Source organism: Micromonospora peucetia, assembly GCF_900091625.1.
GTDB lineage: Bacteria > Actinomycetota > Actinomycetes > Mycobacteriales > Micromonosporaceae > Micromonospora > Micromonospora peucetia.
This window is the reverse complement of sequence record NZ_FMIC01000002.1, coordinates 2,634,862-2,652,885: the sequence shown is the minus strand read 5'-3', so window position 1 is coordinate 2,652,885 and position 18,024 is coordinate 2,634,862. Positions and strand designations below refer to the sequence as shown.

Below are 18,024 nucleotides of genomic sequence, written 5' to 3'. Positions count from 1 at the left end.
CCGTCAGCCGAGCACGAACCGGGCCGCGGAGTCGTCGGTGAACTCCAGCCGGGGGGTGACCGGATTGGCGGCGTCCCGGTCGGCCGACGCGCGGACGACACCCGCCAGGCCACCGGCGTCGGCCACCTGCCCGAGGGTGACCAGGGTCGGCGGCAGCATGCTCAGCTCGCCCGCCGCCACCCGGGCCAGGGCGTCCGCCGGGCGGATCCAGAGCGTGTGGTCGGTCTCGCCGGAGACGTCCCGGGTCCGCTGCCCCTCCGGCAGGAGGGCCACGAAGAAGTACGTGTCGAAGCGGCGCGGCTCGAAGTCGGGCGTGATCCACCGGCTCCACGGCAGCAGCAGGTCCGACCGGAGGGTGAGCCCGCGCCGGGCGAGCAGGTCCGCGAAGCCGCCCCGGTGCTGCTCCAGCTCCACCCGGTCGGCCTCCCAGTCGTCACCGCTCACGTCGCCCACCACGGTCTGAGCGTCCGGGCCGGCGAGCAGGACGCCAGCCTCCTCGAACACCTCCCGGGCCGCGGCGCAGACGACCGCCTGGGCGGCCTGCGGGGTCAGCGCCAGCCGCTCGCCCCATCCGGCCGGTGGCGGGCCGGCCCAGTCCAGGTGCGCCTGCGAGTCGGAGGGGTCGACCCCTCCGCCGGGGAAGGCGTACATCCCGCCGAAGGCCATCGCGGCGACCCGTCGGATCAGGTACACCTCGAAGTCGTCCCCGGCGGGGCGCAGCAGCAGCACGGTGGCCGCGACCCGGGGCGTCGCCGGGGTGCCGCCCTCGGCGTGGAACCGGCGGGCATGCTCCACGAGCGCCGGGGGTGCGGGGAAGCCGTCGGCGTCGATCGTCATGCGCCGAGCCTAGTTCCCGGCGGGTGGATCGCCCGCTCCGCCATCCGGTGATCTTCGCTAGCGTGGCCGGCATGACTCGTTGGGGCATCCTGGCCACCGGCCACATCGCCGCCCGTTTCGCCGAGGACCTGCGGCTGGTGCCGGGCGCCGAACTCGCGGCCGTCGGCTCGCGGACCGCCGAGAGCGCGCAGCGGTTCGCGGCCCGGCACGGCGTGCCCCGGGCGTACGCCTCCTGGGCGGAACTCGCCGCGGACGACGACCTGGACGTCGTCTACGTCGCCACCCCGCACGCCGCGCACCACGAGGCGGCCCTGACCTGCCTCACGGCCGGCCGGGCGGTGCTGCTGGAGAAGCCGTTCACCCTCGAACTGTCGACCAGCGCCGAACTGGTCGACACCGCCCGCGCGGCCGGGGTCTTCCTGATGGAGGCCATGTGGATGCGGACGAACCCGCTCGTACGCCGACTCTGCGCGCTGGTCGCGGACGGCGCGATCGGCACGGTGACCAGCGTCCGGGCCGATTTCGGGGCCGCCGGGCCGTTCCCGCCGGAGCACCGGCTGCGGGCCCGCACCCTCGGCGGTGGCGCCCTGCTCGACCTGGGCGTCTACCCGGTCAGCCTGGCCCACCTGCTGCTCGGCGTGCCCGACCACGTCCGGTCCTGGGCGAAGCTGAGCCCGGAGGGTGTGGACGAGAACACCGGGATCGTCCTCGGGTACGACTCGGGCGCGGTCGCCACGCTCAGCTGCGGCATGGTCGGGGCCACCCCGCTGGTCGCCTCGGTCACCGGCACCACCGGCCGGATCGACCTGCCCGAGCCGTTCTTCCGCCCCGGCTCGGTGACCCTGCACCGGGCCGGCGCCGAGCCGGAGACGATCACCGAAGAGCTGGTCGGCGGCGGCTACCAGTACGAGGCCGCCGAGGTCCAGCGCTGCCTCGCCGAAGGACTGCTGGAGAGCCCTCTGGTGCCGCACGCCGCCACGCTGGAGGTGATGGCGCTCCTCGACGGGATCCGCGCCCAGATCGGCGTCCACTACTCCTAGCGCGGGTTGGGAGGGGCCCTTCGTCAACGAAGGGCCCCTCCCTACACCTCAGCTGAACAGCGGACGGGCCAGGAAGTACATCAGGGCGCCGATCGAGCCGGCGGCCGGGAAGGTGAGGATCCACGCGCCGACGATGTTGCCGGCCACGCCCCACCGGACGGCGGAGAGCCGCTTGGTGGCGCCGACGCCCATGATCGCCGAGGTGATCGTGTGGGTCGTCGAGATCGGGGCGCCGAGGACGAGCGCGTTGAAGTAGAGCACCCCGCTGGCCACGGTCTCGGCCGCGAAGCCCTCCGGCGGCTTCAGGTCGATGATCTTCCGGCCCAGCGTCCGGATGATCCGCCAGCCACCGGAGTACGTGCCGGCAGCCAGTACGGCGGCCGAGGTCCAGAACGCCCACTCCGGGATGTGGCTCGGATCGTCCTGGAAGCCGCCGACGTAGAGGGCGAGCACCACGATGCCGATGGTCTTGGCGGCGTCCTGCATGCCGTGGCCGACCGACATGGCGGCGGCGGACGCGGTCTGCGCCCAGCGGAAGCCGCGGTTGAGCTTGCCCGGGTGGCCCTTCCGGAAGATCCACTGCACGGCGATCATGACGATGTAGCCGAGCACGAAGCCGACCATCGGCGAGAGGATCATCGGAATGATCACGCTCTTCCCGATGCCGCTCCACAGCACCGTGCCGGACGCGGCGACGGTCGCGCCGACCAGGCCGCCGATCAGCGCGTGCGACGAGGACGACGGCAGGCCGAAGTACCAGGTGACCAGGTTCCAGACGATCGCGCCGATCACGCCGGCGAAGACGATGCCGAGGCTCGATGTGCCGGTGGGTAGTTTCACCAGGCCGCTGCCGACGGTCTTGGCCACCTCGGCGCCGAAGTGGGCGCCGATGAAGTTGCCGACCGCCGCCATGGCCAAAGCCACCCGGGGTGTGAGCGCCCGGGTGGAGATGCTGGTCGCGATCGCGTTGGCGGCGTCGTGGAAGCCGTTGGTGTAGTCGAACACCAATGCCACCGCGATCACCGCCAGTACGGCGATGAGTTCGGGACTCACAGGATCAGGACTCCTTGACCGCGATGGTCTCGACGGTGTTGGCCACGTGCTCGAAGGCGTCGCAGGCGGCCTCCAGCTCGTCGGCGACCTCCTTCATCTTCAGCACGGTCAGAGCGTCGTACTCGCCGGAGAAGAGGCGGACCAGCAGCATCCGGTACACCTGGTCGCCGTCGTTCTCCAGCCGGTTGCACTCGATCCAGTAGTCCTCGAGGTCCTTCATCGACTTCAGCCGCGGCATCGCGTCGGCGGTCAGCTTCGCCTGTGCGTCCAGGACGTTGACCATCTCGTGCATCTCGCGGGGCAGCGAGGGGAGCTTGGTCAGGCCGTAGAGGTAGAGCAGGTTGCCGACCGCCTCCAGGTGGTCCATCACGTCGTCCAGCAGCGAGCCGAGCCGGTAGATGTCCTCCCGGTCGAACGGCGTGATGAAGGTAGAGTTGATCTTCTTGTACAGCTCGTGGGTGATCTGGTCGCTGTCGTGCTCCACCTCGGTGAGCCGCTCGCTGACCGACTGCACCTCCACCCCGGGCAGGGCCAGCTCGTTGAGCAGCTCGGTGCCCTTCACCAGGTTCTGCGCGGCCCTGGTGAAGAGCTCGTAAAAGGCGCCCTCGTTCGGACGGAAGGAAAACTTCACAGCACGGACCTCGTCGTGTCGGTGGAAGGGTGGCGGCCGCCCGGAGGGTGCCCGCCTGGGAATGCTAGAAAACGGCGGAACGGCGGATTCGGCGGCCTCCCCCTGGCCAGGCCACATTCACCGGTCGTTCACCTGCCGTTCATCTACGGCGTCCCCTCGGATCCCAGCAGCCGCTCCCGTTCGTGCCGGACGTCGAAACCGGCAGGCGGATACCCGAGATCGAGGGTGTCGAACGTCTCCCCGGAGCAGGTGCGCGACGGCCCGGTCGCGGTACCACCTGCGGCCCGCCGGCACCACGTACCAGGGCGCGGTGGCCCTGCCGCACCGGCCCAGGGCCTCGGCGTACGCGGCCTGGTAGTCGTCCCAGCGGACCCGGGCGTCGTCGCTCGCATCCTCGGATCATCACCCACCCCCGCTACACCCGCCCGCCGACGGGATGGGACAAGCTGTGCCGGCGCGGAAGAATCCGGGCCGGGGCGGGTGGCGGGAGGAGCGGTGGTGCGGGATCTGGCGACGGAGTTCGAGGCCGAGCGGGGGCGGCTGCTGGCGGTGGCGTACCGGATGCTCGGCAGCCGCAGCGAGGCCGAGGACGCCGTGCAGGAGACCTGGCTGCGGTACGCCGCCGCGCTCGCCGACCCGACGGCCCGCGCCGAGATCCGGCACCTCGGCGCCTGGCTCACCACCGCGTGCGCCCGGATCTGCCTGGACGTGCTCCGCTCGGCGCGGGTACGGCGGGAGGCGTACCCCGGCCAGTGGCTGCCGGAGCCCGTGGTGGCACCGCTCGACCAGGGCCCGCGCACCGACGGCTTCGCGCCCGACCCCGCCGAACGGGCGGTCCGCGCCGACCAGGTCGGCACCGCCCTGATGGTGGTGCTGGAGCGGCTCGCGCCGGAGCAGCGGGTCGCCTTCGTGCTGCACGACGTCTTCGCCGTGCCGTTCTCCCGGATCGCCGAGGTGCTCGGTACGACGGACGCCGCCGCCCGCCAGCTCGCCTCCCGGGCCCGCCGGGCAGTGCACGCGCCCGACGCTCCCCGGCACACCGCCGACGCGGTCGAGCAGCGCCGGGTGCTCGCCGCCTTCGTGGCCGCCGTCGAGTCGGGCGAGCTGGCCGCGCTGGTGCGGGTGCTCGCCCCGGACGTGGTCCTGATCGGCGACAGCGGCGGCCACTTCCCGGCGGCCCGGCGCCCGGTGCTCGGTGCCGACGCGGTGGCCCGCCTCATCCTGGGCCTGTTCGGCCGGGCCGGCCGCTACGCCGGCACGCTGCGCGCCCGTCCGGTGCTGGTCGACGGCGTGGAGGGCCTGCACCTGGAGACCCTGCACTCCGACGGCCGGCCGCTGCGGGTGGTCGCCGCCCTCGCGGTGGACGGCGGCCGGGTGACCGGGGTCTTCCACCAACTCAACCCGGAGAAGCTGGGCAACCTGCCGCCGCTGGCGGCCGAGGACCGTTGGCCACCGCGTTGGTGACGCCGGGTCAGACCACCAGGGCCAGCCATTTCCGGTACGACGTGGCGAACGGTTCGACGCCGTCGCCCAGCGCGTCGAGGAGCCATCGGGCTGCCGCCTCGGCCTGCGTCACCACGTCGTCCGGGTAGCCGAAGCGGGCCCGGTGCTCGGCGAACTCGTCCTCGTCGCGCAACTCCACCGCGCCGGTGGCCCGGCGGCGCACCACGTCCAGGTCGAGGTCGATGAGGTGGACCGTGTCGTCGTTCTCCCAGCGGGCCGGGCTGGCGATGTCGCAGTAGACCTCGCTGGTCCGTGGCGGCGGGTTGAACATGCCGGTCCACCAGGCGTGGTGCGGCACCAGCAGGACGAACGGAATCTGCTCCACCGACGGCCGGCCATGGTAGACGGACCTCGTGCCCTCGGTCACGCCGAGCCAGACGCCCAGGTCGTCCTCGGCGAGGCGGCGGGCCGGGTAGTCACGGTGCGCGCTGCCGTCGTACTTGCGGTAGATCACGCGGACCACATCGCTCGGCATGAGTCGCACCCTAACCGATACCGCCCATCCGTCGCCGCACGGAAGTAACCGGACGCGGTCGGTGGGAGACCGTACCGTGACGACGCCACGCCCCGGATCGGCGCGGCCGACGTCGGGGCCGACGGGTACCGTCGCACGGTGACTCCGCGCCTCGCCACCGGTTCCGCCGCCCCCTCGCCCCGCACCGGAGGCCGGCGGCGGGGCGCCCGGCCGAGCGGGGTGGAGCTGCTCGCTGCCGCCGTCGGCGCGGTGCCGGGTGGGGCGGCGCGTCCGGGCCAGCAGCAGATGACGACCGCCATCGAGGAGTGCGTGCAGGCACGGGAGCACCTGCTCGTGCAGGCTGGCACGGGCACCGGGAAGTCATTGGCCTACCTGACGCCCGCGCTGACCGTGGACGGTCCGGTGGTGATCTCCACGGCCACCCTGGCGTTGCAGTCCCAACTGGTCGACCACGACCTGCCCCGGCTCGCCGACGCCGTGGAGCCGGTGCTCGGGCGGCGGCCCACCTTCGCGGTGCTGAAGGGGCGGCACCACTACCTCTGCCTGGCCCGGCTGGACAACTCCACCGAGGACGAGCCGGAGGACACCCTCTTCGACGCCCCGGCCGCGCGCCCCGGCGGCGGGACGCGGTGGCTCGGTGAGGCGGGCCGGCTCGGCAAGCAGGTCCAGCGGCTGCGCGACTGGGCGGAGAAGACCGACACCGGCGACCGGGACGAGCTGGACCCCGGCGTCGACGACCAGGCCTGGCGGCTGGTGTCCATGCCGGCCCGGGAGTGCGTCGGCGCCTCCCGCTGCCCGTTCGGCGCGGAGTGCTTCGCCGAGGCGTCCCGGGCCCGCGCCCGGGAGGCCGACATCGTCGTCACCAACCACAGCCTGCTCGCGGTGGACATGCTCGCCGGCCGGCACATCGTGCCGCCGCACAAGCTGCTCATCGTCGACGAGGCGCACGAGCTGGCCGACCGGGTCTCCTCCGCCGCCCAGGCCGAGCTGGTGCCGGAGCTGATCGACCGCTCCGCGAAGCGGGCCCGCCCGCTGCTGCGGCCGGAGACCGCCGAGTCGCTCACCGCGGCCGGCGACGCCCTGGCGGTCGGGCTGGCCGAGGCGCCCGCCGGGCGGATCACCTCGGGGCTGCCGTCCGCGCTGCGCGACGCGTGCACGCTGCTCGACGCGGCCACCCGGGCGGCGCTCGACGCGATCGGCGACGTCAAGTCCGACGACCCGGACCCGGTGCGCAAGCAGCAGGCCAAGGCGGTGCTCGACGAGCTCTCCGCCACCGCGCAGCGCCTGCTGGAGGAAGCCGACCACGACGTCGCGTGGGTGGAGAAGAACGACAACACCGGTCGCCGGGCGCTGGTGGTCGCGCCCCTCTCGGTCGCCGGCACCCTCGCCACCCATCTGTACGACGAGCGCGTGGTGGTCGCCACCTCGGCCACGCTGACGCTGGGCGGCCGGTTCGACACGGTGGCCCGGGCGCTGGGCCTGGAGGCTCCCACCGCCGACCCACCGTCGCCGGCCGCCGCCGCGCTGGCCGCCCGGACCGCCGCGGGGCGCCCCGGCAGCGGGCGGAGAGGCGCCGACGAGTCGGCCGGACGCGGCGGCCCGGCGGAGGGCGGCGGACCCACCGGGAGCAGCCCGGTGACCGGCACGCCGGGGGTGCCGGCGACCTCGGGGCCGGGGTGGCGCTCCCTCGACGTCGGCTCGCCGTTCGACTACGGGCGGCAGGGCATCCTGTACGTCGCCGCGCACCTGCCCCGACCCAGCGTCTCCGGGCTGCCCGACGCGGCCGGCGAGGAGCTGCTCGCGCTGGTGACCGCGCTCGGCGGGCGTACGCTCGGCCTCTTCTCCTCCCGACGGGCCGCGCAGCAGGCGGCGGAGCTGCTGCGCGCGCGGACCGACCTGCCGGTCCTGCTCCAGGGCGAGGAGTCGTTGCCGCTGCTGGTGCGCCGGTTCCGGGAGGAGAAGTCCAGCTGCCTGTTCGGGGTGATGTCGCTCTGGCAGGGGGTCGACGTGCCGGGCGACGCCTGCCAGCTGGTGGTCATCGACCGGCTGCCCTTCCCCCGGCCGGACGAGCCGCTGGCGGCGGCGCGGGCAGCGGCGGTGGACGCCGGCGGCGGGTCGGGTTTCGCCGCGGTCAGCGTGCCGATCGCCGCGATCCGGTTGGCCCAGGGGGTGGGCCGGCTGATCAGGTCGACGGGCGACAAGGGCGTGGTGGCGGTGCTCGACTCACGGTTGGAGACCGCCCGGGGGTACGGGCCGTTCCTGCGCCGGTCGCTGCCGCCGTTCTGGTACACCACCCGGCCGGAGGTCGCCCGCGGCGCGCTCGAACGCCTCGCCAAGCCCTGACGACGGCCCCGCGCTCCCAGCTACGTCGAGAGGGTGACCCCCCGGGTTCGGGAGGGCCACCCTCTCGGTGCGGCTGTGCGGGCCCGTGGCCGCGCGGTGGGACGGGTCAGGGTGCCTGGGAGGCGACGACGACGGCGTCGGGCGGGGTGTCCGGAACGGTGCGGGCGGCGAGCCGGCGGACGGCCGTGTTGAGCACGGCGATCAGCGGCACGGAGACCAGCGCGCCGGTGATCCCGGCGAGGACCACACCGGCCGCGATTCCGATGATCACCGCGAGCGGGTGGATGGCCACCGCCCGGCCCATGATCAGCGGCTGGAGGAGGTGTCCCTCCACCTGCTGCACCCCGATCACCACGCCGAGGATGATCAGCGCGGTCACCAGGCCGCTGTCGACCAGCGCGACCAGGACCGCGACGACGCCCGACAGGGTCGCGCCGACGATCGGGATGAACGCCCCGAGGAAGACCAGCGCGGCGAGCGGGAAGGCGAACGGGATGTCGAAGATGACCAGGAAGACGCCGATGCCGACCGCGTCGATGAAGGCGACCAGCACGGTCGCCCGGACGTAGGCGACCAGCGTCGCCCAGGACGCCCGCCCGGCGTCGTCGACCTTCCAGCGGGCCGCCACCGGCAGCAGCCGGACCAGGAAGCGCCAGATCTTGCTGCCGTCGCGCAGGAAGAAGAAGGTGGCGAAGAGCACCAGCAGCGTGCCGGTCAACACCTCAGCCAGCGTGGCGGCCGTGGAGAGGGCACCGCTGGTGAACTTCTCGGTGTTGTTGTTGATCCACTTCTGGCCCTCCTCGATGTAGTTGTCGAGTTGGCCGTCCGAGAGGTGCAGCGGGCCGGTCTTCAGCCAGTCCTGGATCTGCCGGACGCCCTCCGAGGACTTCTTGCTCAGCTCCGGCACGCCCTGGATGAACTCGTTCACCACCAGGGTCAGCGTGCCGATCACCCCGGCCAGGCCGCCGACCAGCACCACCGCCGTCGCCAGGGAGCGGGGCAGTCGGGCCCGCAACAGCCAGCCGACCGCCGGCGCCAGCAACGCCGAGAGCAGCAGCGCGACGGCCAGCGGAATGACCACGATCTTGACGGTGCCGACGACCTTCAGCAGCGCCCAGGCGACGACACCGATCACGATCAGCCGCCAGGACCAGGCAGCGGCGATCCGCAGCCCGTGCGGGACGTCCGCGTCGTCCCGGCTGGAGGTGGAGTTGTGCATGGCCGCGGGCGGCGCCGCGCCGACCACGGTCGCGGACGGTGCCGCCACCGGCCCGGGGGACGTCGGCGAGGCCACGCCGGCCGTCGCGGGATCGTCGGCCGGGGCCGTACGGCGGACGCGCGTCGACTCCCGGCCCGACTCGTACGCGCGACGGAGCCGTCCGCGTATCCGCTCGAAGCGGCTCAAGCGCACCTCCTGGCAAGAGAATCGGCCCGCCCACGCAGGTGGGCGGACAGGATACGTCCGACGACGCCACCGTATGGCAGGTCCGCCACACATTGCCCCCGGCCCCCGGCGCGTAACCGCCCACGGCCGGCCGACGGGGACACGGTAGCGTTTCCGGCGTGACCGCCGACCAGAATCTCGACTCCGGGCTGCCGATCCGCATGTTGCACGACCGCGTGCTGGTGCGGGTGGAGGGGAGCGAGGGTGAGCGACGCTCGACCGCCGGCATCGTGATCCCGGCGACCGCCGCCGTGGGCAAACGCCTGGCCTGGGCCACCGCCGTGGGGGTCGGGCCGAACGTGCGCGCCATCGTCTCAGGCGACCGGGTCCTCTTCGACCCCGACGACCGCTCCGAGGTCGAGCTGCACGGGCGCGGCTACGTGCTGCTGCGCGAGCGCGACGTGCACGCCGTGGCCGCCGAGCGGGTGGAGAACAACTCCACCGGCCTCTACCTCTGATCCCACCCCGCCCGCCCCCGCCCGCCCGGATGAGGGCGCCGGTGTCGTTTGCGTCGCTCCCCGCCGGGAAGCCAACCGCACCACCGGCCCTGGGGAGGGACGCGATGCCGGTACTCGTGAAGAAGGTTCTGCTCTGGGGGAGCGTCGCGTTCCTGATCTACTTCATGGCCTTCCGGCCGGAGGGCGCGGCGGAGATGTTCAAGGCGATCGGGGCGGGACTGATGGCGATGGCGCAGGGTCTCGGTGACTTCCTCACCAGCCTGATGACCTGACGACCGGGGCCGACCTCACGGGGCGGCCCCGGTCTCGGGTCAGGGGTGGCTGGGCGTACGGGTCAGGGGTGGCCGGGGGGCCACGGCGCGGCCGGTCGCTGGCCGTGGCCGTGGCCGTACCAGCCGGGTGGGCCGTAGCCGGGCGGGGGTGGCGGCGGGACGAGCACCACCGGGATCGGCACGACGGGCTCGTCCGGCGCCTCGACCGACCGCTGCGTGCCGTCCGGGAACCGCAGGTGGTAGCGGTGCCCGTCCCAGATCCCCACCGGCGCCTGTGGGTCCCGGCCCGTGAAGAACGACCGGTACGCGCCGATCGCCTCCAGCAGCTCCCGTTCCTCCCGTGCTGTCCGGTCCCGGTCAACCGGGCTCCGGTCCAGGCCGCGCAACGCGCCGTCGCGCAGCAGCGCCAGCCGGGTCGCCGCGAACTGGTAGCCGCGCATCGCCCTCAGCCCGCCATCGCCGGCCACCCGCTTGGCCCACACCCGGGCCGCGTGCCGCCGCCCCAGGCTGCTCAGCGCCGCCACCTCGGGCGGGGTGAGCCAGCCGGCCCGGACGTAGTCCGGCAGGGTCCGCTCGGTGATCCGCCCCTCCCAGGCCCGCAGCCACAGGGCGAGCCCGACCATGCCGAAGAACAACGGCACCATCACGCCGATGAAGCCGTACAACATGATCAACGTTTCGCCGGTGGCCTGGGTGAGCGTGGGCAGCAGGTTCCAGAGGCCGTGCAGCATCATCGCCAACAGCAGGCCGGCGATCGGGGCGAGCACCCGGACCCACCGGTTGGCGGCGCGCGCGGCGATGCCCAGCCCCACCCCGGTCATCGAGGTGAACAGCGGGTGGGCGAAGCCGAAGAGCAGGATCCGGACGATGAAGATGGCGATGACCTGCTGGGTGCCGGTCGCCGGCCCGTACTGCTGCGCGCCGCTGGCGTAGCCGTGACCGCCCAGGTAGAGGATGTTCTCCACCATGGCGAAGCCGACCGCGGAGAGCCCGCAGTAGACCAGGGCGTCGGTGATGCCGGAGAACTCCCGCCGGCGGAAGATCAGCAGCAGGATCGGCCCGATGGCCTTGGTCAGCTCCTCGATGAACGGCGCGACCAGCACCGCGGTCAGCCCGTCCGGCAGCCCCCAGTCCTCGAACAGCCCCGCGAAGAAGCCGTTGACCTCCAGCGATGCGGCGGTGGAGACGAACGCGCCCCAGGCGAAGCAGAAGATCAGGTACTTCAGGGGTTCCGGTTCGTAGCGGTCGAGCCAGAGGAAACAGCCCACCAGCACCGGAACCGGGAGGATCGCGGCGACCAGGCCGATCAGCAGCGCCTCGACGCCGAGATTCTGACCGAGTCTGAAGACCATGAACAGCGCGCAGGCCGCGATGAACACGACGGTCCCGGCCAGCACCAGGTACCGGGGCCAACCCGGCCGGCGCACCGGCATCCGGGGCCCGGCCCCGACCGGCGGCGGAACGGCGGGCGCGGTCGGCGGCAGCGGTGCGCCGGGCGGGGTGTCGGCCATGCGGTCAGCGTAGCCATCCCCGGCCGGCTGGTTCGGCCGCATTCACCCGGCTATGCTGCCGGCAGGTCACGAGCGCCAGCGTCAAGCCCCGGTTTGCTGGCCGGCAACCCTCGTCGAGTTCGCGGTGGGGTGCCCCGGGTGATGACCGGGCCCGGCGCGATCCGCGTGCCGGGCAAGCGCGGACCCCGCCCGTGTGCGCCCACCCGGGGTCCCTGGACCCGGAGGTCGGCCATGACCGTCACCCTCGCGCCTTCGCCCGCACCGCAGCCGCCCACCGTCGCCGGGCCGCTCGGCGTGCTCGGCGTACCCGGCCAGGTAAACCTGGACTACGCCGCCACCGCGCCCTGCGCGCGAGCCGCGGCCGACGCGGTGGCCGAGCTGCTGCCCTGGTACGCCAGCGTGCATCGCGGCGCCGGGGCCCTGTCGCGGCGCTGCACCCTCGCCTACGAACGCGCCCGGCAGACGGTCGGTGACTTCTTCGGCGCCCGCGCCGAAGACCACGTGATCTTCACCCGCAACACCACCGACGCGCTGAACCTGCTGGCCCGGGCCCTGCCCGCCGGCACCACGGTGGTCACCTTCGGCGGGGAGCACCACGCCAACCTGCTGCCCTGGCCGCGCGGCTCGGTCCGGCTGCCGGTGCCCCGGGAGCCGGCCGAGGCGGTCCGCGCGCTGGCCGCCGCGCTCAGCGAGCTGCGCAGGCCGGACGGGAGGGGCGGCCCAGTCACACATCCCGCGCGCCCCGGCGTCGACCAGGGCCCGCCCGTGCTGGTGGCGGTGACCGCCGCCAGCAACGTGACCGGCGAGCGCTGGCCGGTGGCCGAGCTGGCCCAGGTGGCCCGGCGGTACGGTGCCCGGATCGCGGTGGACGCCGCGCAACTCGCCCCGCACGCACCGGTGGACGTCGCCTCACTCGACGTCGACTACCTCGCGGTCTCCGGCCACAAGCTGTACGCGCCGTTCGGCACGGGGGTGCTCGTCGGGCGGGCGGACTGGCTGGACGCGGCGCCGCCGTACCTGGTCGGCGGCGGCGCCACCAGCCACGTCGGGGCGGCCACCCACGACGTACGGTGGGCGACCGGCCCGGCCCGGCACGAGGCGGGCACGCCGAACCTGCTCGGCGCGGTCGCCCTGGCCGCGGTCTGCGCCGCCCTGGCCGACGCCGACCGGGCCGCCCTGCACGACACCGAGCAGGCCCTGCTGGCCCGGCTGCGCGACGGCATCGCGGCCCTGCCGCACGTGGTGGAGCTGCGCACGTTCGGGCCGGCGGCGTCCCGGGTGGGCATCGTGTCGTTCGTGGTGGCCGGCCGGGACTCGGCGGAGGTGGCGGCGGAACTGGCCACGTCGTACGACATCGGGGTGCGCGACGGCCTCTTCTGCGCCCATCCGCTGGCCCGGCGGCTGCTCGACGAGGCGGCGGCCCGCAGCGGCCGGCGGGACCTGCCACCGACCGCCCTGCGCGCCAGCATCGGCCTGGGCAGCACGACAGACCACGTCGACCGCCTCCTGACCGCCCTGACCACCCTGCCCTGACCTCCCCGCCCTCCCCTTCCCCCGCCCCGCGCCTCCCACCCCTGCCCTTCCCGCGCCTCCCGCCTCCCGCCCCGCGCTCCCGCCCCGCGCTCCCGCCCCGCGCTCCCGCCCCGTCGATCTTGCACTTACTGCCCCGGCAAACCGGACTAAAGCCGCGCCTTAGGGGCCGAAAGTGCAAGATCGCGGGCGAGGGGGCGGGTGCGCGGGGCGCGAGCGAGGCGGGGGCGGCGGGCGAGGGGGCAGGGTTGTGAGCGAGAGGGGCGGGGCTGTGAGCGGTGGGTGGTGGGGCGGCGGGGTGGTCAGCCAAGCGGCGGGGCGGTGGGTGGCTTCGGGGGGCCGTGATCGTGCGCTCGGTCCTGGTCGCCGAAGGACTGCCGGACGCCACGGTTCGCCTCCTCCTGGCTGATGCCGGAGGCCACCATCAGGTCGCTGGCGGTGGTCCGCACCTGTGCGATCACCACGCTGCCGGAGAAGCCGACCCCCTCGGCGTACGCCCGGCCGGCCTCGCCGACCGCGCGCAGCGCCCGCTCCCGAGCCTTCTCCGGCTCCTCGGCGACGGCGAACTCGTGCTTGAGCAGGCGTACCGACTCGGCGAGGTGGGCCACCGCGTCCGGCATCGTCTCCGGGATGGGCTCCCCGTCCTCGATCAGGGTGACCGCGCGCCGGGTCAACGTGCCGGCGTTGCGCATCGCCCGGTCGATCGGTTCGGCGGCCTCGGCGTAGTGGGTGAGCTCGTCCCGCCGGTGCCAACGGGCCGGCGAGAGGATGGCGGTCTCCTTCGCCCCCTCGATGGCCTCGGTGAAGGCGGCCAGCTCCTCCTGGTTGTCGCGGAGCCGGTCCAGGGCCAGCTGGGCCTTGTCCCGGTCCCGTTCCCGCAGCGCGTCCGCGGTGTTGTCGAGTTGGGCGGCGAGCAGGTCCAGGGCCGGCCGGGCGGCCCGGTTGATGACCCGCAGCGGATTGAGCGGCAGCAGGACCGCGGTGACGAGCAGCGCGATGCCACCGCCGACGAACGCGTCGATGAACCTGGGGATCTCCAGGTTCTCGGTCGACGGGCTGAGCGTGACGATCAGCACCGCCGTGGCCGCCGCCTGGATGACGATGGCCACGCTGGCGCCCGCGAAGATGGTCAGCAAGATCGCCAGGGTGACCACCAGCCCCAGCTGCCACGGCCCGGTGCCGAGCAGATAGATGAGGAAGTCACCGACGGCGACCCCGATCCCCACCCCGGCGATCAGCTCCACCGTGCGGCGGAACCGCTGGCCGACCGAGGCGGCGAGGGTGCCGACCGCGGAGATCGGCGCGAAGACCGGCTGCGGGTTGCCGAGCAGCTCGTGCGCCGCCAGCCAGGCCAGCCCGGCGGCGAGGCCGGCCTGCACGGCGAGGCCCATCGCCATCTTCAGCCGGTGCAGACGGTCGTGCAGGGTGAGTTTGCCGCGCTGCCGCAGGTGCGCCACCGCCTCGCCGATGCGCGGCCCTTCGACGTCCGTACCCCGGTCGCGCAGGATGACGCGTCGCACCAGTGAGGGGCGACGGTCCCGGGCCACGGCCATGGCGGGGACTACCCGTGCCACGTCCGGTGAATCCTCCGGCGATGGCGGCGGTGGGGCAGACTCGGCCGGGTGGTTGACCTTCTCGACCGGTGGCGGGCCGCGGCCCGGGGCGCCGGGGTGACCGACCCGGCGGCGCTGACCCGGGTCGGCGCGGAACTGCTGGCCCGTTGGCGAGAGCCGCACCGGCACCATCACACCCCGGACCACCTGACGGCCGTCCTCGACGTGGTCGACGCGCACGCGCCGTCCGCCGGGCGGCCGGACCTGGTGCGCCTCGCGGCCTGGTGTCACGACGCGGTCTACGATCCGCGCGCCGGGGGTGACGCCAACGAGCGCGACAGCGCGGCGCTCGCCGGCACGCTACTCACCGGGGCGGGCCTGCCGGCCGACGCCGTGGCCGAGGTGCGCCGGCTGGTGCTGCTCACCGCCGGGCACGCCGTCGACCCGGGCGACGCCGACGGCGCGCTGCTCTGCGACGCCGACCTGGCCGTCCTCGCGGCGCCGCCCGAGGCGTACGACCGCTACGCCGCCGCGATCCGCCAGGAGTACGCGCACGTGCCCGACCCGGCCTTCCGGGCCGGCCGGGCCCGGGTGCTCGCCGGCCTGCTCGCCCTGCCCGCGCTGTACCGGCTGCCGCCACTGGCCCGGCGCTGGGAACCCCGCGCCCGCGCCAACCTCACCCGCGAACTAACCACCCTCGCCCTCCCCTAGCCCCGCCCCTAGCCCCGCCCCTCACCCTCGCCCCTCACCCTGCCCCCGCCCCTGCACTCGCCCCCCGCACTCCGGCCTGCCCCTGCCCTCGCCTCTGCCCTCCAGCCCGCGGCGATCTTGCGGTTTTGGCCCCGACGAAAGCCACTGATCACCCATAGGGAGGGCAGAAAGTGCAAGATCGCGGGGCGGGAAGGTGGGTTGGTTCAGGGGCGGTTGGGTTGAGGGCTGGGCTGGGTGGGCTGGGACATTGGGGTGGGTTGGGGCGGGGTTGGGGTGGGTTGGGGCGTTGGTTGGGGCGTTGGGTTGGGGTGGGTGGGTTGGGGGTTGGGGCGTTGGGTGGGACAGGTGTTTGGGGCGGCGGAGGCCGGACTGGCGGAGCAGACGCACCAGTTCACGGCTCGGCACCACCCGGGCGCCCAACCAGACCGCCACGGCGAACCGCTCGGCCGGGATGTCGTAGTGGTCCCGGTCGAACCCCCGCCGGGGCACAGCCAGCGCCTCGGCGAAGGCGTGCAGCTCGGCGGGGGACACGTCGCTGATCAGGTGGGACCAGAGCCGCCCCCGCCACGGCCAGGCGGGCCGGTCCAGGTAGAGCATGTCGGCCAAGCTACCCGCCCGAGGGCCGGTTGGTGGCCCGCGAGATCGGCCCGGTGAGCCTACGGGTGCACCAGGCGATCAAGGCCGCCCTGGACCCGACCGGCCTGCTCAACCCCGGCAAGGTCCTCTGACCGCCGCGGTCCGGGCTCCTACCCCACCACGGGTGAGGACCACCGGGGCAAGCGGCGGATGCAGGGGTGACCGGGGCCGGGCCGGTCAGCGGGACGACGGCAGTTCGGCCTGGTCGTCGTCCGCGCCGCGGTCCGCTGCGAAGCCCCGCACGTCGGGCGCGCCGAGCCGGGCGGCGTCGGCCGTGGCGTCGTCGGGCATCAGCTGGGACTGGCGCTCCGCCTCCACCCGGGCCCGGTAGTGCTCCACCTCGCGGGCCCGGGTGGCCTCGTCCCAGCCGAGCACCGCGGCCATCAGCTCGGCCGCGTGGCCGGCCGACTCCAGGCCCCGGTGGGCGGTCTCGAAGGAGATCCGGGTCCGCCGGGTGAGCACGTCCTCCAGGTGCAGTGCCCCCTCGGCCCGGGCCGCGTACGTCACCTCGGCGGCCAGGTATTCCGGTGCGCCGGCCAGCGGGGAGGCCAGCAGCGGATCCGCGTCGATCAACGCGAGCAGGTCACGGGTGAGGGTGCCGTAGCGCTCCAGCAGGTGCTCGACCACCCCGACCGGCACCCCGTGCCGGCGGGCCAGGTCCGCCCGGTCCCGCCACATCGCCGGATAGCCGTCGGCGCCGAGCAGCGGCAGGTCGGCGGTGCGGGAGGGGCGTACGGCACCGAGCCGGTGGGCGGCCCGGTCCACCACGTCGGAGGCCATCACCCGGTACGTCGTGTACTTGCCGCCCGCGACCAGCAGCAGACCGAGCATCGGCTCGAAGACAGCGTGCTCGCGGGACAGTTTGGAGGTGGAGTCGGCCTCGCCGGCCAGCAGTGGCCGCAGCCCGGCGTAGACCCCCTCGATGTCGGCCGTCGTGAGCGGCCGGTCGAGCACCGCGTTGACCTGGTCCAGCAGGTAGTCGATGTCCCGGGCGGAGGCGGCCGGGTGGGACCGGTCGAGCCGCCAGTCGGTGTCGGTGGTGCCGATGATCCAGTGCCCGCCCCACGGGATGACGAAGAGCACACTGGTCGCCGTACGCAGGATCAGCCCGGCCTCGCCGGTGATCGCCGAGCGGGGTACCACCAGGTGCACACCCTTGGAGGCCCGGACGCGGATGCCGGGACGCAGCCCGACATCGTTCAGCATCCGCGACATGTCGTCGCTCCACACGCCGGTGGCGGCGATGACGGTGCGGGCGCGTACCTCGAACTCGGCGTCCGGTGAGCCGGCGGGCGCCTCCAGGTCCCGGACCCGTACGCCGGTGACCTCGCGGGCCTGCCGGATCAGCCCGACGGCCCGGGTGCTGTTCACCACGGTCGCGCCGAGGCTGGCCGCCGTGCGGGCCAGGGTCACCACCAGCCGCGCGTCGTCGACCTGCCCGTCGTAGTAGCGGATCGCGCCGGCCACCGCGTCGGCGCGCAGGCTGGGGAAGACCCGGCGGGTGCCCTCGCGGGTCAGGTGCCGGTGCAGCGGCATGCCCCGGCCACCGCCGAAGATCCCGGCGAAGGCGTCGTAGGCCGCCACGCCGGCGCCGTAGTAGGAGCGGCGGAACAGCCGGCCGGGCAGGCCGCGCACGCCTCGCCCGTCGGGCAGCGGGACCAGGATGGGCACCGGCCGGACCAGGTGCGGGGCGAGCCGGGTGGCGAGCAGCCCACGCTCGGTGAGCGCCTCGTGCACCAGGTGGAACTCCAGTTGCTCCAGGTAGCGAAGGCCACCGTGGATGAGCTTGCTGGAGCGGCTGGAGGTGCCGGCGGCGTAGTCGCGCGCCTCCACCAGGGCCACCTTGAGCCCCCGCGAGGCCGCGTCCAGGGCGGCTCCGGCCCCGGTCGCGCCACCGCCGATGACCAGCACGTCGAAGCGTTCGGCGCGCAGGCGGCGCAGGTCGGCGGCCCGGCGCTCGGGGGAGAGCTGACCGGCTGCGGTTCGGGACACGTTGGGGTCACGCACCCGTCCACGGTAACTGTCGC

The 18,024-nt window shown here is 74.1% G+C and carries 16 protein-coding genes, 3 pseudogenes and 1 riboswitch; of the genes and pseudogenes, 9 read left to right on the top strand and 10 right to left on the bottom strand.

Going from position 1 to position 18,024, the window contains the following annotated elements:
* Positions 1 to 3: 3 nt before the first annotated feature.
* Positions 4 to 837 (bottom strand): NUDIX hydrolase, encoded by an 834-nt coding sequence (locus GA0070608_RS12405; protein ID WP_091627087.1) that lies wholly within the window; start codon positions 835 to 837, stop codon positions 4 to 6.
* 71 nt (positions 838 to 908) lie between these two features.
* Here GA0070608_RS12405 and GA0070608_RS12400 point away from each other — a divergent pair, with 71 nt between their 5' ends.
* Positions 909 to 1,877, top strand: a complete 969-nt coding sequence (locus GA0070608_RS12400) for a Gfo/Idh/MocA family protein (protein WP_091634959.1) — start codon at positions 909 to 911, stop codon at positions 1,875 to 1,877.
* Positions 1,878 to 1,925: 48 nt separating this feature from the next.
* On the opposite strand, the gene GA0070608_RS12395 is transcribed toward GA0070608_RS12400, so the two are convergent.
* The 3 genes from GA0070608_RS12395 to GA0070608_RS12385 all read right to left on the bottom strand — a co-directional run bounded on the left by GA0070608_RS12395 (position 1,926) and on the right by GA0070608_RS12385 (position 3,894).
* Positions 1,926 to 2,930: an inorganic phosphate transporter gene (locus tag GA0070608_RS12395; RefSeq protein WP_091627083.1), complete on the bottom strand. Its 1,005-nt coding sequence runs from the start codon at positions 2,928 to 2,930 to the stop codon at positions 1,926 to 1,928.
* A gap of 4 nt (positions 2,931 to 2,934) precedes the next feature.
* Positions 2,935 to 3,561, bottom strand: coding sequence for a DUF47 domain-containing protein (locus tag GA0070608_RS12390; RefSeq protein ID WP_088998168.1), 627 nt, complete (start codon positions 3,559 to 3,561; stop codon positions 2,935 to 2,937).
* A 117-nt stretch (positions 3,562 to 3,678) separates the two neighbouring features.
* On the bottom strand, positions 3,679 to 3,894 hold the full coding sequence (locus GA0070608_RS12385) for a hypothetical protein (protein WP_245716099.1): 216 nt from the start codon (positions 3,892 to 3,894) through the stop codon (positions 3,679 to 3,681).
* 165 nt (positions 3,895 to 4,059) lie between these two features.
* Between GA0070608_RS12385 and sigJ the strand changes: the two genes are divergently transcribed.
* Entirely contained in the window at positions 4,060 to 5,025 is a 966-nt protein-coding gene (gene sigJ / locus GA0070608_RS12380; RefSeq protein WP_091634956.1) for an RNA polymerase sigma factor SigJ, read from the top strand.
* Between the two features lie 7 nt (positions 5,026 to 5,032).
* Here the strand turns inward: sigJ and GA0070608_RS12375 are convergent, their stop codons facing one another.
* Positions 5,033 to 5,539, bottom strand: coding sequence for a DUF402 domain-containing protein (locus GA0070608_RS12375; protein WP_091627077.1), 507 nt, complete (start codon positions 5,537 to 5,539; stop codon positions 5,033 to 5,035).
* 138 nt (positions 5,540 to 5,677) lie between these two features.
* Between GA0070608_RS12375 and GA0070608_RS34285 the strand changes: the two are divergent.
* Together GA0070608_RS34285 and GA0070608_RS34280 are read left to right on the top strand one after the other, a co-directional pair.
* Positions 5,678 to 7,036 (top strand): annotated as a pseudogene (locus GA0070608_RS34285) (ATP-dependent DNA helicase); the annotation flags it as partial.
* A gap of 156 nt (positions 7,037 to 7,192) precedes the next feature.
* A pseudogene (locus tag GA0070608_RS34280) lies at positions 7,193 to 7,882 on the top strand (ATP-dependent DNA helicase); the annotation flags it as partial.
* A 106-nt stretch (positions 7,883 to 7,988) separates the two neighbouring features.
* Here GA0070608_RS34280 and GA0070608_RS12365 read toward each other — a convergent pair.
* Positions 7,989 to 9,287, bottom strand: a complete 1,299-nt coding sequence (locus GA0070608_RS12365; RefSeq protein WP_091627063.1) for an AI-2E family transporter — start codon at positions 9,285 to 9,287, stop codon at positions 7,989 to 7,991.
* 158 nt (positions 9,288 to 9,445) lie between these two features.
* Here GA0070608_RS12365 and GA0070608_RS12360 point away from each other — a divergent pair, with 158 nt between their 5' ends.
* Together GA0070608_RS12360 and GA0070608_RS32610 are read left to right on the top strand one after the other, a co-directional pair.
* Positions 9,446 to 9,784, top strand: a complete 339-nt coding sequence (locus GA0070608_RS12360; protein ID WP_091627060.1) for a GroES family chaperonin — start codon at positions 9,446 to 9,448, stop codon at positions 9,782 to 9,784.
* Positions 9,785 to 9,888: 104 nt separating this feature from the next.
* The gene (locus tag GA0070608_RS32610; RefSeq protein ID WP_176733707.1) at positions 9,889 to 10,056 is read left to right on the top strand and encodes a hypothetical protein; all 168 of its coding nucleotides are present in this window, start codon (positions 9,889 to 9,891) and stop codon (positions 10,054 to 10,056) included.
* Between the two features lie 62 nt (positions 10,057 to 10,118).
* Here GA0070608_RS32610 and GA0070608_RS12355 read toward each other — a convergent pair whose 3' ends face one another.
* Positions 10,119 to 11,609: a PrsW family intramembrane metalloprotease gene (locus tag GA0070608_RS12355; RefSeq protein WP_091627055.1), complete on the bottom strand. Its 1,491-nt coding sequence runs from the start codon at positions 11,607 to 11,609 to the stop codon at positions 10,119 to 10,121.
* A 22-nt stretch (positions 11,610 to 11,631) separates the two neighbouring features.
* Positions 11,632 to 11,752: riboswitch (SAM riboswitch) on the top strand.
* 46 nt (positions 11,753 to 11,798) lie between these two features.
* Between GA0070608_RS12355 and GA0070608_RS12350 the strand changes: the two genes are divergently transcribed.
* On the top strand, positions 11,799 to 13,100 hold the full coding sequence (locus GA0070608_RS12350; protein WP_091627051.1) for an aminotransferase class V-fold PLP-dependent enzyme: 1,302 nt from the start codon (positions 11,799 to 11,801) through the stop codon (positions 13,098 to 13,100).
* Positions 13,101 to 13,399: 299 nt separating this feature from the next.
* Here the strand turns inward: GA0070608_RS12350 and GA0070608_RS12340 are convergent, their stop codons facing one another.
* Positions 13,400 to 14,644, bottom strand: coding sequence for an FUSC family protein (locus GA0070608_RS12340; RefSeq protein ID WP_245716097.1), 1,245 nt, complete (start codon positions 14,642 to 14,644; stop codon positions 13,400 to 13,402).
* A gap of 75 nt (positions 14,645 to 14,719) precedes the next feature.
* Here GA0070608_RS12340 and GA0070608_RS12335 point away from each other — a divergent pair, with 75 nt between their 5' ends.
* The gene (locus GA0070608_RS12335; protein ID WP_091627039.1) at positions 14,720 to 15,361 is read left to right on the top strand and encodes an HD domain-containing protein; all 642 of its coding nucleotides are present in this window, start codon (positions 14,720 to 14,722) and stop codon (positions 15,359 to 15,361) included.
* Between the two features lie 21 nt (positions 15,362 to 15,382).
* On the opposite strand, the gene GA0070608_RS34145 is transcribed toward GA0070608_RS12335, so the two are convergent.
* Positions 15,383 to 15,958, bottom strand: a complete 576-nt coding sequence (locus GA0070608_RS34145; protein ID WP_326564664.1) for a DUF4031 domain-containing protein — start codon at positions 15,956 to 15,958, stop codon at positions 15,383 to 15,385.
* Between the two features lie 32 nt (positions 15,959 to 15,990).
* Here GA0070608_RS34145 and GA0070608_RS33965 point away from each other — a divergent pair.
* Positions 15,991 to 16,089: pseudogene (locus GA0070608_RS33965) on the top strand (FAD-linked oxidase C-terminal domain-containing protein); the annotation flags it as partial.
* Positions 16,090 to 16,174: 85 nt separating this feature from the next.
* On the opposite strand, the gene GA0070608_RS12315 reads toward GA0070608_RS33965, so the two are convergent.
* Positions 16,175 to 17,989 carry a glycerol-3-phosphate dehydrogenase/oxidase gene (locus GA0070608_RS12315; protein WP_091634952.1) on the bottom strand — a complete coding sequence of 605 codons (1,815 nt, stop codon included), beginning with the start codon at positions 17,987 to 17,989 and terminating at the stop codon, positions 16,175 to 16,177.
* Between the last annotated feature and the right edge of the window lie 35 nt (positions 17,990 to 18,024).

What these genes read in the sequence shown, in the direction of transcription:
- GA0070608_RS34145 (WP_326564664.1), bottom strand. Translation starts at nt 15,958, where the DNA reads ATGCTCTACCTGGACCGGCCCGCCTGGCCGTGGCGGGGGCGGCTCTGG.
- GA0070608_RS12400 (WP_091634959.1), top strand. Translation starts at nt 909, where the DNA reads ATGACTCGTTGGGGCATCCTGGCCACCGGCCACATCGCCGCCCGTTTC.
- GA0070608_RS12375 (WP_091627077.1), bottom strand. Translation starts at nt 5,539, where the DNA reads ATGCCGAGCGATGTGGTCCGCGTGATCTACCGCAAGTACGACGGCAGC.
- GA0070608_RS12405 (WP_091627087.1), bottom strand. Translation starts at nt 837, where the DNA reads ATGACGATCGACGCCGACGGCTTCCCCGCACCCCCGGCGCTCGTGGAG.
- GA0070608_RS32610 (WP_176733707.1), top strand. Translation starts at nt 9,889, where the DNA reads ATGCCGGTACTCGTGAAGAAGGTTCTGCTCTGGGGGAGCGTCGCGTTC.
- GA0070608_RS12350 (WP_091627051.1), top strand. Translation starts at nt 11,799, where the DNA reads ATGACCGTCACCCTCGCGCCTTCGCCCGCACCGCAGCCGCCCACCGTC.
- GA0070608_RS12355 (WP_091627055.1), bottom strand. Translation starts at nt 11,609, where the DNA reads ATGCGGCCGAACCAGCCGGCCGGGGATGGCTACGCTGACCGCATGGCC.